10 protein-coding genes and 1 pseudogene are annotated in these 13,658 nt (G+C 74.7%); 5 read left to right on the top strand and 6 right to left on the bottom strand.

Translation table 11 applies throughout. From position 1 onward, the window contains the following. The first annotated feature begins 91 nt into the window (after positions 1 to 91). A complete protein-coding gene (locus tag BMX65_RS02940; protein WP_074998486.1) occupies positions 92 to 835 on the top strand; it encodes a CDP-alcohol phosphatidyltransferase family protein in 744 nt (247 codons plus the stop codon). On the opposite strand, the gene BMX65_RS02935 is transcribed toward BMX65_RS02940, so the two are convergent. Continuing rightward, positions 795 to 1,277, bottom strand: a complete 483-nt coding sequence (locus BMX65_RS02935) for an FAD synthase family protein (protein ID WP_074998485.1) — start codon at positions 1,275 to 1,277, stop codon at positions 795 to 797. The two genes, BMX65_RS02940 and BMX65_RS02935, sit on opposite strands and share 41 nt — an antisense overlap. Positions 1,278 to 1,529: 252 nt before the next feature. Here BMX65_RS02935 and BMX65_RS02930 point away from each other — a divergent pair, with 252 nt between their 5' ends. Genes BMX65_RS02930 through BMX65_RS02920 form a run of 3 tightly spaced genes read left to right on the top strand, consistent with a single transcriptional unit; the run spans position 1,530 to position 6,018 of the window. Continuing rightward, positions 1,530 to 2,837, top strand: a complete 1,308-nt coding sequence (locus BMX65_RS02930; protein WP_079171685.1) for a glycosyltransferase family 4 protein — start codon at positions 1,530 to 1,532, stop codon at positions 2,835 to 2,837. Beyond that, on the top strand, positions 2,834 to 4,570 hold the full coding sequence (locus BMX65_RS02925) for a lipopolysaccharide biosynthesis protein (protein WP_079171658.1): 1,737 nt from the start codon (positions 2,834 to 2,836) through the stop codon (positions 4,568 to 4,570). Before BMX65_RS02930 ends, BMX65_RS02925 begins: the two co-directional genes overlap by 4 nt. Positions 4,571 to 4,602: 32 nt before the next feature. Beyond that, positions 4,603 to 6,018, top strand: coding sequence for an MATE family efflux transporter (locus tag BMX65_RS02920; RefSeq protein WP_079171657.1), 1,416 nt, complete (start codon positions 4,603 to 4,605; stop codon positions 6,016 to 6,018). Here the strand turns inward: BMX65_RS02920 and BMX65_RS02915 are convergent. Next, a pseudogene (locus tag BMX65_RS02915) lies at positions 5,981 to 7,492 on the bottom strand (O-antigen polymerase); the annotation flags it as partial. The gene BMX65_RS02920 and the pseudogene BMX65_RS02915 overlap by 38 nt on opposite strands. Positions 7,493 to 7,645: 153 nt before the next feature. On the opposite strand from BMX65_RS02915, the gene BMX65_RS02910 reads away from it, so the two are divergent. After that, positions 7,646 to 8,842 (top strand): glycosyltransferase, encoded by a 1,197-nt coding sequence (locus tag BMX65_RS02910; RefSeq protein ID WP_074998481.1) that lies wholly within the window; start codon positions 7,646 to 7,648, stop codon positions 8,840 to 8,842. Here the strand turns inward: BMX65_RS02910 and BMX65_RS02905 are convergent. The 4 genes from BMX65_RS02905 to gmd form a co-directional block, all read right to left on the bottom strand. Further along, positions 8,745 to 9,704 carry a glycosyltransferase family 2 protein gene (locus BMX65_RS02905; protein WP_074998480.1) on the bottom strand — a complete coding sequence of 320 codons (960 nt, stop codon included), beginning with the start codon at positions 9,702 to 9,704 and terminating at the stop codon, positions 8,745 to 8,747. The two genes, BMX65_RS02910 and BMX65_RS02905, sit on opposite strands and share 98 nt — an antisense overlap. Positions 9,705 to 9,780: 76 nt before the next feature. Beyond that, positions 9,781 to 10,308: a hypothetical protein gene (locus tag BMX65_RS02900; RefSeq protein ID WP_074998479.1), complete on the bottom strand. Its 528-nt coding sequence runs from the start codon at positions 10,306 to 10,308 to the stop codon at positions 9,781 to 9,783. Then, positions 10,305 to 12,392, bottom strand: a complete 2,088-nt coding sequence (locus BMX65_RS02895; RefSeq protein ID WP_074998478.1) for a CBM96 family carbohydrate-binding protein — start codon at positions 12,390 to 12,392, stop codon at positions 10,305 to 10,307. Before BMX65_RS02895 ends, BMX65_RS02900 begins: the two co-directional genes overlap by 4 nt. A gap of 120 nt (positions 12,393 to 12,512) precedes the next feature. Then, the gene (gene gmd / locus BMX65_RS02890) at positions 12,513 to 13,529 is read right to left on the bottom strand and encodes a GDP-mannose 4,6-dehydratase (protein ID WP_074998477.1); all 1,017 of its coding nucleotides are present in this window, start codon (positions 13,527 to 13,529) and stop codon (positions 12,513 to 12,515) included. Between the last annotated feature and the right edge of the window lie 129 nt (positions 13,530 to 13,658).

Raw genomic sequence — 13,658 nt, 5'->3', positions numbered from 1 at the left:
CTGTCGGCGAAGGCACCCTACCCTGCGGGGTCTGGCGTGCCGCGCGGTGCCTGGCCCAGTATGCGCGGCAGGACGACCGAGGGGGACACGCATGGTTCAGGCCACGGAAGCGGCGGCATTCGGCAGCGCACTGCGCCGGTTACAGGCCGCGCAGAAGACGGCCAAGGGGGTCTCGCTCTATTCGCGGTACCTCAACCGGCCGCTCGGCAGGGTCTTCGCGGCCGCCGCGTACCGCGCCGGGCTCAGCCCGAACCAGGTGACGCTGCTGAGCGCCGGGTGCAGCTTCGCCGGGGTGGCGGGTGTGGCGCTGGTGCGGCCGACCTGGGCGCTGGGAGTGGCCGTGTGGGCCGCGCTCTTCGTCGGCTTCGCGCTGGACTCCGCCGACGGGCAACTCGCCCGGCTGCGGGGCGGGGGCAGCCCGGCGGGGGAGTGGCTGGACCACGTGGTGGACTGCGCCAAGATCACCGCACTGCACTCGGCCGTACTGGTCTCCTTCTACCGCTTCGCGGATCTGCCGCACGAGAGCTGGCTGCTGCTGCCGCTGGGCTTCCAGCTCGTGGCGGTGCTGATCTTCTTCGGCGGCCTGCTCACCGACAAGCTCCGGACCCGGCCGGACCGTACGGGGCCGGAGCCGGACACGGCGGGGCCCTCGACGCCGCGGGCCGTGGCGCTGCTCCCGGTGGACCACGGCGTCTTCTGCGCCGTCTTCCTGCTGCTCGGCGCCCCGGAGCTGTTCCGCGCCGGGTACGCCGTCCTGTTCGCCTGTTACGCGCTCTTCCTCGCCGCGTTCGCGGTCAAATGGTTCCGGGAGCTGTCCGCCCCGCCTCCGGGGTGACCGGCGCGGACGGGCCGGAGGGGGCGGCCAACGCGTCCAGTGCGCGCCGGAGCTGAGTGCTGGAGGTATGCATGGTGTACGGGAAGTAGACGACCTCTACGCCGACCGTACGGAAGTCGGCCTCCAGCTTCTCGCCCTTCGGCGTACCCCGCCAGTCGTCCCCCTTGAACAGCACGTCGAACCGCACCTGCTGCCAGGTCTCCAGCTTGTCCGGCACCGTCTCCACGAACGCCGCGTCCACGAACCGGATACTGCGGACGATCTGCAGCCGCTCGACGAGCGGGATCACCGGCGGACGCCCCTTGGCGCGCTCGGCCATCTCGTCCGAGACCACGCCCGCGACCAGGTAGTCGCACCGCGAGCGGGCGTGCCGCAGCAGATTCAGATGGCCGACGTGGAAGAGGTCGTAGGCGCCGGGTGCGTAGCCGACGGTGTGGGTCATGTGAAGTCCCCCCAGGACGCATGCCGTTGACCGCGCTGCAGCCCTCCCCGGCCGCCGCGCACCGCTGCATGCAACCACAACCGCCGGGAAACAGGCACAGGTCGGCGAAAGCGCGCACGGCAGGCGTTACGCTGCCCCGGGGGAACGAGCGGCGGACCTGTGGGGGGATCCATGGTGAACGGCGACGCGGTGCCCGGAGACGGGACCGCGCCCGGTGGGCTGCGCGAGGGGGCATCCGGACGCCGGGTGCTGCTGGTGTCCACCAACTACGCACCCGAGCAGGCCGGCATCGGGCCCTACGCGGCCCAGCTCGCCGAGCACTGGGCCGCGCGCCCCGACTGGGACGTGCACGTCCTGGCCGGTATGCCGCACTACCCCGCCTGGCGTACGGACCCCGCCTACCGGGGTGTCTGGCGGGCCACCGAGGAGCGGGGCGGAGTCCGGGTGCACCGCCGCAGGCACACCGTCCCGCCCCGGCAGACCGCCGCGCGCCGGGCGCTGTACGAGGCGTCCGTGCTCGCCCACGGACTGCTGGCCCCGCCCCGGCTCGGCGGACCGCCGGACGCCGTCGTCGCCCAACTCCCCAGCCTCGCGGGCGGACTGCTGGGCGCCCGGCTCGCCCGCCGCGCCGGAGTGCCGTTCGTACCGGTCGTACAGGACCTGATGGGCGCCGGTGCGGCGCAGAGCGGCATCCGCGGCGGCGACCGGGCAGCCGCCCTCGCCGGCTCCGTGGAGCGCCGCGTGCTGGCGGCGGCCACCCTGGTGGGCGTCATCCACGAGAGCTTCACCGAGCGCGTCACCGCGCTGGGCGTCCCGGCGTCCCGCATCCGCACCGTCCCCAACTGGACGCACAAATCCGCCCCGTCCCGTCCCCGGGAGGAGACCCGCTCCCGGCTCGGCTGGCGGCCGGACGAGACGGTCCTGCTGCACTCCGGCAACATGGGCCTCAAACAGGGCCTGGGCGTGCTGATCGAGACCGCCCGGCTGCTCCGCGGCGAGCGGTTACGCGTCGTCCTGATGGGCGACGGCAACCAGCGCCGCCACCTCGCCCGGCTGGCGGCCCCGCTGCCCGGCGTCGAACTGCTGCCGCCCGCCGACGAGGCGGACTTCCCCGAGGTGCTGGCCGCCGCCGACGTGCTGGCCGTCACCCAGCGGGCCTCCGTGCTCGACATGAGCGTCCCCTCCAAGCTCACCTCCTACTTCGCCGCCGGGCGCCCGGTCCTCGCCTCCGTCGCCGGGAGCGGCGGCACCGCCGGTGAGGTCCGCCGCTCCGGCGCCGGGGTCCTGGTACCGCCCGAGGACCCCGCGGCGCTCGCCGACGGCCTCCGCCGACTGGCCGCCGAGCCCGCCCGCGCCGCCGCACTCGGCGCCGCGGGCCGCGCGTACGCCACCGGCCGTCTGGGGCGCACCGCGGCGCTGGCCCGGCTGACCGCGCTGCTCGAAGAGGCCCGCGCCCTGGCCCCCGCACCCGGCGGCCACCGCACCGGTCCCCGCACCCGGCCCGGCTCCCCGCGGGGCGCCGCGGCCGGCGCGGTCCGGCAGCAGGGCGGACCGGCATGAGCGGCCCCGGCACCTCCGGCGGCGGAGCCGAGCGGGACCCGGCGCCCGCCGTCCACCCCGACGACGAACCCGACCTGCTCCGCGACCAGTTCCGCCAGCTCCTGCGCTACCGCTGGCTGATCGCGCTCGGCATCGCCCTCGGCGTCCTGGGCGGCGGCTGGCTCGGCGTCAGCGGCGCCGACTCCTACACCGCCACCACCGAGATCACCGTCCGCCCGCTGCCCCTCGACAGCAGCGGCGCCACCTCGGCCACCGGCGGGACCAGCATGGGCTCCGAGCGGCGCACCGCACTCAGCAGCGTCGTCGCCGAACGCGCCGCGGACACCCTGGACTCCGGGCGCCGCCCCCAGCAGCTCGCCGCCGACCTCCAGGTCACCAACCCGCCCGACACCCGGATGCTGCGCTTCTCCTACACCGCGCACAGCCCCCGGGCCGCGGCGCGCGGCGCCAACGCCTTCGCCGCGGCCTACCTCGGCAACCGCGAGCAGGACGCCGAAGCGCGCGCCGCACGCATGGTCGACTCCTACGAGAAGCAGCGCGAGCCGCTGCTGAAGGAGCGCGACCGGCTCGCCGAGGAGATCGCCTCCTCCGGCCGGGAGGGCGCGCTCGACGGCACGCTCTCCGCGCACTCCTCCGTCGTCAGCCGCATCGCCGAACTCAACGGCAGCATCAGCGACCTGCGCGCCGAGGACACCACCCCGGGCCGCGTCGTCACCGAGGCCGTGCCGCCCGACGCGCCCGCCGGTCCCGGCCTGCCGCTGATGCTCGGACTCGGTGCCGCCGTCGGTGTCGGCCTCGGCCTCCTCGCCGCCTGGGTACGGCTCGTCTTCGACCCCGCCGTCCGCACCCCCGGCGATGTCGTGCGCGCCCTGCACGCCCCGGTACTGGGCACCCTGCCGCGCGGGCGCGGGCGCCGCCGCGGGAAGCGGGCCGACCGCCGCGCGCGCTCCCGTCCGCTGCTGGCCGGCGGCCGGCTCGCCGAGGAGTACCGCTCGGTCGCCTTCCGGCTCGCCTACGACGAGACCTTCGCGCGCCGCCGCCGCGTCCTGGTCGTCCCGCCGCGCGGCAGCATCGACACCGCGCTGGCCGCCTCCGTGAACCTGTCCGCGTCCTTCGCCGAGATGGGCAAGGAGGTGCTGCTGCTGGAGGCCGACCTGCGCACCCCCTCGCTCACCGAACGGCTGCGGCACGCGGACGGCGTCCGGCCTGGGGGCACCTCCCGGCCGGAGGCTGGGGGATGGGCCCGGGCGCCCGGCCACGGCACGATCGGCTGGCCCGCCGGGCACCGCGTCCCGATCGACGCGGGCGAGTCGGGCGTCTTCGACCTGGTGCCCGGACACCGCGTCAGCAAAGTGCCGCGTGCGCTCACCTCCTCGGCCGTCACCCAGCTCATCGGGCACGCCGACGACAGCGACTCCGTGCTGCTGGTGCTCGCGCCCGCCGTGCTGTCGTACGCCGACGCCATCGCGCTCATCGACCGGGTCGACTGCGTCCTGCTCGTCTGCGACCCGCGCGAGGTGCGGCGGGACGACCTGGCCCGGGTACGGGAACTGGTCGCCGGCGCGGGCGGCTGCGTGCTCGGTGCCCTCCTCCACTCCGAGGGCACCGGCGGCGACTCCGGGCGCGGCGGCGCACCCGGCCCCGCCGCGCCGCCGGACCGCGGCCTGCCGGCGCGCTCCTACCCCGCCGAGTTCGTCCGCGAGGGCGTCGGCCTGCGGGTGCTGGACCGTTGAGCGCTTCCGGCGGCTGACGAGAGGGGATCCGGGTGCAGCACCCCGGCGGCGGTCCGGCGCGGGAGCCGGAGCGGCGGAGGCCGCGGGCCCGCACCGCGTTGGTCTGCTCCGTCGCCGACCAGGGCGTGGCGGCGGCGACGAACATCGCCGTCCTGGTGGTGGCCGCGCGCCGGTCGGACGTGCACGCCTTCGCCACGTTCTCCCTCGTCTACACCGTCTTCACCGTGCTCCTCGGCCTCACCGTCGCCTATGTGGGCCAGGCCCTCGTCCTGGAGCAGGGCGCGCCGGAACGCGTGGCGCGGGCCTGCCGTTCGGGGGTGGCCTTCACCGCGCTGGCCGCGGCGGCCCCGGCCGTGATCGCCGCGCCCGCGCTGTGGGCGGTCGGCGGCGGGACCGGCACCGCGCTGGCCGCGCTGGCGCTGGTGCTGCCGCTCGCGCTGACGCAGGAGACCACTCGCTACGCCTTCGCCACCCTGCACCGGCCCCAGTACGCGCTGCTCGCCGACGTGCTGCGGCTGGCGGCCGTCCTGCCCGCGCTCGCCGCCCAGCCGTCCGGGGCCGGTGCGGCGCGGCTGCTGCTGGCCTGGGGGGTCTCGGCGCTGCCCGCGCTCGCGGTGGCGCTGTGGCTGCTGGGGCGGCACACCCGGGGCGCGGGTCAGGATCCGGCCCGCTGCCTGCGCCGGGACCACCTGGGCCGCCGGTTCGCCGTCGAGTTCGGGGTGGGCAACGCGGGCAGCCAACTGGCCGTCATCGGGCTGGGGCTGCTCGCCGATCCGCTGGCCGTGGGCGCGCTGCGGGGCGCCGGCACGCTCTACGGGCCGATGAACGTGCTGTTCAACGCCGCCACCGGGTTCGGCCCGCCGCTGCTGAACCGGACCGGCGGCGGACGACGAGCGGCCCGCGCCGCAGCCGCCGCGGGAGGCGTGCTCGCCGCGCTCGCCGCCGCGTGGACCACCGTTCTGCTGCTGCTGCCGGACGGCTACGGGCGCGCCCTGCTGGGCGACACCTGGGCCTCCGCGGCCCGGCTGCTGCCCGCCACCGGCAGCCAGTACGCGGCGATGGCGCTGGGCACCTGCGGGCTGCTGACGCTGCGGGTGCTGCGGCCGCGCACGACGCTGCCCCTCCAACTCGTCTTCTCCCTCGCCTCCGTCTGCTGCCTGCTGGGCGGCTACCTGCTGGGCGGGGTGCTGGGCGCGGCCTGGGGGCTGTGCCTGGGCTCCGCGGCGAAGGGGGCGGCCAGTTGGCTGCGCGCGGCCCGGCTGCTGCGCACGGCGGCGGCCCCGGACGGTGTCAGCGCGCCCGATCCGGCTCTGCCCGCTCCCGGCCCCGGCCGGGCCCCTGGAGCGGCCCGGCCCGACGCGGAGCCGGACGCCGGTCCCGCCGGAGCGGGCGGTCCTGCCGGTCCCGTGGGTCCTGCCGGTCCTGCCGGTCCTGCCGGAATGAGGTGACGAACAGCAGGCACAGCACCGCGATGGCCACCCGGCCCATGGCCTGGAGCAGCGAGCCGCGCAGCAGGATGAAGCTGTAGCCGGCGACCAGCGGCACCGCCACCGCCGCCACGTTTCCCGGCCCGGCCCGGTCCCGCCGCCTCGACGGGCGGGGGCCCGCCGCGGCCTCCTCGGCGGTACGCCGTGCGTAGCGCCGGTCCGCGCGGGCGGCGCCGTAGCCGACGGCGGCGAAGCCCAGCGCCATGCCCAGCGGGCCGAAGTCCAGCCACAGCTCCGCCCACAGCGGCGAGGAGAGGTTCGGATAGGGCATCCCCATCCAGGTGCCCACCCGGGTGCCCGGGTCGTGCGGCTTGCCGTCCCACACCGAGCGCGGCACGAAGAACAGTGCGGTTCCCGCCAGTTGGTGCCCGTAGCTGTGGCCCTCGCCCGACTCGACGAAGGTGACGGTGTTGGCGAGCATGCCGGACTGGTCGTAGTCCTTCATCGTCAGCGGCTCCAACAGCGAGTCCGTCGCCTGCCGCGGCCGGTCGGTGCCCTCCTCGTAGCGGAACCGGTCCGCGAACGGGAACACCACCAGGGCCACCGCCACCCCGGTCGCCAGCGCGGCCCGGTACATCACCGGGCTGCGCGGGAAGGCGGTGAACAGCAGCGAGAACAGCACCGTCAGAAACCAGTACCGCGGGTTGGAGACCGGGTTGTTGACGACGGTGTTGAGCGCCAGCATCACCAGCCACAGCACCGGGACCAGCGGTCTGCGGCGGGCCGCGCGGGAGACCACCAGCCAGCGGGTGAGGAAGAGCAGCGCCAGCAGCGCCGGTACGGTGCCGAACCCGCGCAGGAACGCCGAGCCCGCCTGCGAGGCGGCCTCCGTACCCCCGAGCGTCTCGCTGATCTCCTGCCGGTTGCTGAAGAAGACGCCGGGCCCGTCCAGCCGGGCGATCAGCAGCCCGCTGCCCGCCAGCGCCAGGACGCACAGCGCGTACAGCCTGCGCGGCCGCACGACCGCCGCGGGCCGGTGGTGCTCGTGCATCCGGCTGCGCAGCGGCGGCCGGTGGCGGGCCAGCAGGGCACCCACGTCGAAGGCGACGAGGCCCGCCAGCACCAGCGCCGAGGCCAGCACGGTGTCCGCGCGCGGCCCGACCACCGGGGTCGGCGTGCTGTCCAGCACGGTCTGGGCCAGCGGTGCGATTCCCATGGCGATGTAGCAGAACAGCCAGAACGCGCCCTGGATGAGCCGGCGGTGCGCGGTCAGCACCATGGCCGCCAGCCGGGTGCCGGAGTAGGCGCAGGTGGCCGACTGGAGCCAGTAGGCGGCGTCGTGCGGCCCGGGTCCGGGCTGGGTGGCGACCGCCGCGGGCAGTACCGCGACGAGTGCCGCCACCAGCGGGACGGCCAGCGCCCGGGACAGCACAGCGCGGGGCGCCGTCGCGGCGAACCGCTGCCCCGGCGCGGAGGCGCGAGCGCCGGTGCTCATCGCCGCTCCCGGGTCCGGTGCCGTCCCGCGACGGAGGGAGGCGGAACGCGCGGAACCCGTGGGTGCCGCGAAGGCCGGGAAAACCATGAAAGACCAGGGCGAAAGCTGCTGTACCGACTAATATCATTGGCTCGGCCACGGGAGGGGACATCGTTGAAGGCGCTGCACATCGTCACGTTGCACACGCCCACCCACGACTTCGGCGGCCCCACCCGGGTCGCCCTGAACCTGTGCCGCGGGCTGCGGGCGCGCGGCGACCAGGCGGCCCTGGTGGCCCTGGGCGACGGGTTCCCCGCGGACCGGCGGCTGCCGCGCACGGTGGACGGCGTTCCGGCCCGCCTCTTCCAGGCCCGCCATCTGCTGCCCCGGTTCGAGGTCAGCGGTATCACCTCGGCGGCGCTGCTGGCGGCGGCGCCGCGCATGCTGCGCTCTGCGGACGTCGTCCATGTCCACCTGATGCGCGACCTGGTCACGCTCCCGGTCGCGCTGCTGGCCTCCGCGCTGGGCCGTCCCCTGGTGCTGCAGACGCACGGGATGATCGACCCCACCGAGAAGCGGGTGGCCCGTGCCGTGGACGTGCTGGGGCTGCGCCGGGTCCTGCGGAAGGCCGACGCCGTGCTCCACCTCACCGAGCAGGAGCGGCAGTTGACCGAGGCGGTGGTGGCGCCGGAGCCGATGGGCCCGGCGTACCGGCTGGTCAACGGTGTCGCCCCGCAGCCCGCCCGCGGCACCCGGCGGGTACCGGGCCGGCCGCCGACGGTGCTGTACTGCGCACGGGTGCAGGAGGGCAAGCGCCCGCAGGACTTCGTCGGGGCGATGCCGACGGTGCTGGAGAAGTACCCCGAGGCGCGGTTCGTGCTGGCCGGGCCGGACACCGGCGCACTGGCCGACGAGATGCTGGCGCGCGCCCGGTCGCTGGGGGTCGGGCACGCGCTGGAGTACGTCGGCGCGCTCGACCACCCGGGCGTGCTCGCGCGGCTGCGGGAGAGCGAGGTGTATGTCCTGCCGTCCATCAAGGACGCCTTCTCCGTCTCGGTGCTGGAGGCCCTGTCGGTGGGGCTGCCGGTCGTCGTCACCCGCACCAGCGGCCTGGCACCCGACGTGGCCGCGGCGGGCGCCGGGCGGGTGGTGGACAGTGCGCCGGACGACCCGGAGAACGGGCCCCGGGTCGGCCGCGCCGTGCTGGAACTGCTCGACGCGGCGGCCGGTGCCGCCGCGTCGCGGGCCGCCTGGCAGTTGGCGCGCGAGAGCTTCACCCTCGACGCGGTGGTCGGCACCCTGCGGGAGGTGTACGGGCAGGTGCGGGAGCGGGCCGGTGCCCACGCCCGCCCGGCGCCGACGCCGCGGTGACCGCTCCCGGCTCTCCGGCCCCGCCCGGCCCCCCGGCGGCCGCCTCGCGGGCCTTGAGCCCGATCTGCCAGCGGTAGAAGCTCATCGCCAGCGCGTAGTCCAGCCCGGCCCGGCCGTCGAGGAAGCCCCGCTTCCAGCCGTAGGCGTAGGCGAAGGACACCAGCGGCTTGAGCGGGGCCCGGTGGAAGAGCCGGCCCTGCCGGGTCTTGGCCTGCCGGATCTGCTCGCGCACCACCGGGTGCGCCTCCAGCCACGCCTCCCAGTCCGAGTACCGGTTGTGCCGCTCGAACCAGGTACGCACCGGATCCAGGTCCCGGTGCTCGATGGGGGAGCGCAGCCGGACCACCGGGTCGGCCAGCGGCTGGTAGTGGCCCTCCTGCTCGCCCATGCCCGGTGCGGCCAGGTCGTCGGGCTCCGGGAAGCGGCAGCGGGTGCGGTCCAGCAGCACCCGCTTGACGATGGTGTACCCGTGCCGGAGCCGGCGTCCGGCGAACCAGTAGCCGAGCGGGATGTCGAACGCGGCCGGGCGCAGCGTGTGCCCGGGCGGCGGAGTGAAGAGCTGCCGCAGTTCGGCCAGCAGTTCCGCGCTCGGCGTCTCGTCGCCGTCGAGGAAGAGGATCCAGTCGGTCTGCGGGTGCACGTGCTCCAGGCACCACTGCTTCTTCTTCGGATAGCCGCCGTCCCAGGCGTAGGGCAGCACCTCGGCGCCCTCCGCGGCGGCGAGCGCGCAAGTGTCGTCCGTGCTGTCCGAGTCGACCACGACGACGTGCGCGAAGTGGTCGATCACCGACCGGACGGTGCTGGCGATGTTCTCGGCCTCGTTCCTGGTCGGTATCGCGACGACGACGGGCAGTTTCTGCACGGGGGCTCTCTCCGTAGCTTCCTGGGACGGCACTTCTCGGGTTCTCGGACGGCTTCCGGGCGTGGCCGGCGCCGGGTCACTTCCGGCCCGCGGCTTCGAGCAGCGGCTCGAACTGCGGGCACAGGTGCTGCACGGCGGGCTCGGCGTTGTCGATCTCGCCCGCCTTCAGTGCGCTGATCGCGTCCTTCTTGCTCGCCTCGGCCGTGCTGCGCAGCCGGGCGCAGGCGGTGCGCCCGGCCTCCAGCACCGCGGCGGGCTCCAGGCCCTGCGGCACCCGGCCGACGAGATACTCCTTCTCCTTCTCGGTGAACGAGCCGGTGGCCGGGGAGAGCGAGGCGCGCGGGACCTTCGGTACGTCCTTGCTCCTGGGTTCCTTCGGGTCCTGCGCGTCCTTCTCGTCCTCCGGCTGCCGCTCCCGCCCGTCCTCGGGCGGCGGCTCGTCGTCCGGCGCGGCGGTGGGGCCTTCGCCGTGCCCTGCGCTCTTCTCGGCCCGGGGGCGTTTCGCGGCCTCCCCGCCGTCGTCCCCGCCCGTGCCGCAGCCGGCCGTCAGCGCCAGGACGGCTGCCACGAGAGCTGCCGCCGGCGCCGCCCTGCGGGCGCTCACGGCTTCCTGAAGGTCAGTGTGAGTTTGGGGCCGGTGCCCCCGGACTCGCGGGCCGCCAGCCACAGACTGTCGCTGCCGGTGCCGGTGAGCGCCAGATCGAGGTTCTCGCCCTCCGCGTCGCCGACCGCGTCGGTGCTGAGCGGGATGTCGTAGGCCGTGCTCCGCTCCGGCGCGCCGTCCAGCGAGCCCAGCGCCGTCGGGCCGATCGCGGGCCGCCCGGCCCAGGTCACCCCGGTCTCGGACCAGCTGCCGGTGACGGGGCGGACCCGGATGGTGTCACCGCTGGCCGCGTAGCTGTCGCCGCTGGTGGTGACGGTGAGCCGGGCCTCGGCCAGCTCCATTCCGTCGGGCGCCGACGGCACGGCGAAGCGCGCGTAGCTCTCGTAGGGGGCGGAGCCGCGGACGGCGAGCTGCATATGGGTGCCGTAGGTGGAGTTGACCGAGGAGCCGTTCACATAGGCGTCGGCACTCGCCTCCCGCTCGACTGTCGTCTCCGAGGGCGTGCCCGGGGTCCGCACCTTCGCGCCCGCGGAGCGGGAGCTGGTGTTGGCGTCCCCGTCGTCGCTCGCGGTGACCCGGTAGGTGTAGTCCGTGCCGGAGTCGGTGGTGGTGTCGGTGAAGCTGACCGTGGGCCGGTCCCAGAACGAGGAGTTGGCCCGTACGGTGCCCACCGGCTCGGAGCCGCCGTTGCGGTAGACGCGGTAGGTGAGGGTGCGGTCGTCCAGGTCGGTACTGGCCGGCCAGGACACCCGCACACCGCCGAGGACGTTGGCCGCGTTCACGTCCTCGGGGACGGTCGGGGCGCCGGTGTCGGGCCCGTTGGCGAACCGGACCAGGCCCTGCTGCGGGGTGTTGCCGTTGCTGGCGATGCGCGAGAACGCGCCGCCCACCCACATGTAGTCCTTGCCGCCGCGGGAGGAGACCACCATGGCGCGCGGCCCCACCTGCTCCACGTTCAGCGGGCCGTCGTCGGTGTCCGGGAACCAGGACAGCAGCGGGGTGGGGTCGTCCACCGACTCGGCGAGCAGGTGCTGGCGTTCGTGGAGTTCGCCGAACTCGCCCATGCTGGAGCAGTCGTGTGCGTGCGAACTGCTGTAGAGCACGTTCTTGTAGACGGTCACGTCCTGGGTGGCGCCCAGACAGGTGTCCCGCCAGCGCTGCGAGAAGTCGTCCAGGTTCAGTGCGATCCGGCCGTCGAACACGCCGCCGCCGGTGCCCTCGTTGGCCGTGTAGATCCCGGTCTCGTCCACGTACAGGCCCTTGACCACCGAGTTGCGCGGTACGAAGGAGCGCCCGTAGGCGTGCTTGAGCGCGCCGGAGTCCGCGTCCACGACGGCCAGCGCGTGCGAGTCGGTGTTCCGGACTCGGGCGAAGTCGCCGCCGAGCACGACGCTGCGGCCGTCCGGGGTGACCTCCACCGCGCGTCCTGTCGCGTCCGCGTCCGCCTTCCAGGACCGCAGCTCGCCGTCCGTGCTCAGCGCCGCGAACTTGCTGCGGCTCTGGCCCTCCACCGAGGTGAAGGCGCCGCCCAGGTAGACGGTGTCGTCGGTGGCGGCCAGCGCGTGCACGGTCGAGGAGACCGACACGTCGAACTCGGGCTTCACCGTGCAGGTGGGGATGTCGATCGCGGCGACGCGGCTGACATAGGTGCCGTTGACGGCGGCGAAGTTGCCGCCCGCGTAGAGGGTCTCGCCGTCCGGTGAGACGGCCAGCGCCCGGACCGTCGCGGTGCCGCTGCCCACGGTGAAGTCGAGCCGGCAATCGGTGGGGGCGCCCGTCGCGGCGTCGAACGCCGCGAAGTTGACGGCCTTCCGCTCGTCGGTGCCCGCTTCCGCGCCCGGCGGCCGGACGGCGGAGAAGGTGCCGCCCGCGAAGACGACGCCGTCGGACTGGGCCATGGCCCACACGACGCCGTTCGTCTGCCAGGTCGGTAAGTCGTCTGCCGTCATCGCCACCGGCGGGGTGAGCGCGTGCGCCTGCGGGGTGCCGCGCTCGGTGAGGGCCGGGCCGATCAGCGCGGCGGCTGCCAGAGCCAGGACCGCTGCCGCCGCCGTGACCGTGCGCGGGGCCGTACGTCGTTTCATCTGCTGTTCCCCACTGTTCGCTGGTGCCTCGTGCAGCGCCGCCGCCTCTGCTGCGGGCTTCGGTGCGCTCTGCCGCCCGCCGCCGTGCGCGGCGGGCAGGGTGTCCCGCGGGTGCGGGCGTCAGCCGCGGTCGACGCGCACCGCCTCGCCGGAGAGCTCCGCCGCGAGCGCGGAGATGTCGGCCTCGACCATGATCCGCGCCAGCTCCCCCCACGTCACCCGCGGTTTCCAGCCCAGTTCGGCCTCCGCCTTCGCCGCGTCGCCGACCAGCGCGTCGACCTCGGCCGGCCGCTGGTACTTCGGATCGAACCGCACATGCTCCCGCCAGTCCAGACCGCCCGCCCGGAACGCCTCGTGCAGGAACTCCCGTACGGTGGCGGCGACTCCGGTGGCGACGACGTAGTCGCCGGGCTCGTCCGCCTGCAGCATCCGCCACATCGCCTCGACGTACTCGGGCGCGTACCCCCAGTCCCGTACCGCGTCCAGGTTGCCCAGGTACAGGTGCCGTTGGAGCCCGGCCCGGATCCGGGCGACGGCCCGGGTGATCTTGCGGGTCACGAAGGTCTCGCCGCGGCGCGGCGACTCGTGGTTGAACAGGATCCCGTTCACTGCGAACAGGTCGTACGCCTCGCGGTAGTTGACCGTCGACCAGTAGCTGAAGACCTTCGCGCAGCCGTAGGGGCTGCGCGGGTGGAACGGGGTCGCCTCGTGCTGCGGGGGAGGGGCCGTGCCGAACATCTCCGAGGACGACGCCTGGTAGATCCGGGTGTCGATCCCGCTGGCCCGGATCGCCTCCAGCAACCGCACCGTTCCCATGCCGGTGACGTCGCCGGTGTAGAGCGGGGAGTCGAAGGAGACCCGTACATGGGACTGCGCGCCCAGGTTGTAGACCTCGTCGGGCCGCAGGTCGCGCAGCAGATTGACCAGGGCGACACCGTCGGCGAGGTCCGCGTGGTGCAGCACCAGCGACCGGCCTTCGTCGTGCGGGTCCTCGTACAGGTGGTCGATGCGGCCGGTGTTGAAGGACGAGGAGCGGCGCAGCAGGCCGTGCACCGTGTAGCCCTTTCCGATCAGGAGCTCGGTCAGGTACGACCCGTCCTGTCCGGTGATGCCGGTGATCAGTGCGCTCTTGGCCATCTGCCGTCCTGGTGGGAGTGGTGGTGGGTGGCGGTGGGTGGTGGTGACAAGGGGCGCGGCCGGTTCCGCCGGAACCGGCCGGGCGGTTTCCTGGTTTTTGTCGGTCACCTCCCGCAATGGGGCTTCCGG

It is taken from the genome of Streptomyces qinglanensis (assembly GCF_900111245.1).
GTDB classification, from domain to species: domain Bacteria; phylum Actinomycetota; class Actinomycetes; order Streptomycetales; family Streptomycetaceae; genus Streptomyces; species Streptomyces qinglanensis.
The sequence above is the reverse complement of the archived record's forward strand: the minus strand, read 5'-3'. Positions and strand labels throughout refer to the sequence as shown.

What these genes read in the sequence shown, in the direction of transcription:
- BMX65_RS02940 (WP_074998486.1), top strand. Translation starts at nt 92, where the DNA reads ATGGTTCAGGCCACGGAAGCGGCGGCATTCGGCAGCGCACTGCGCCGG.
- BMX65_RS02935 (WP_074998485.1), bottom strand. Translation starts at nt 1,277, where the DNA reads ATGACCCACACCGTCGGCTACGCACCCGGCGCCTACGACCTCTTCCAC.
- BMX65_RS02925 (WP_079171658.1), top strand. Translation starts at nt 2,834, where the DNA reads ATGAGCGGCCCCGGCACCTCCGGCGGCGGAGCCGAGCGGGACCCGGCG.
- BMX65_RS02895 (WP_074998478.1), bottom strand. Translation starts at nt 12,392, where the DNA reads ATGAAACGACGTACGGCCCCGCGCACGGTCACGGCGGCGGCAGCGGTC.
- gmd (WP_074998477.1), bottom strand. Translation starts at nt 13,529, where the DNA reads ATGGCCAAGAGCGCACTGATCACCGGCATCACCGGACAGGACGGGTCG.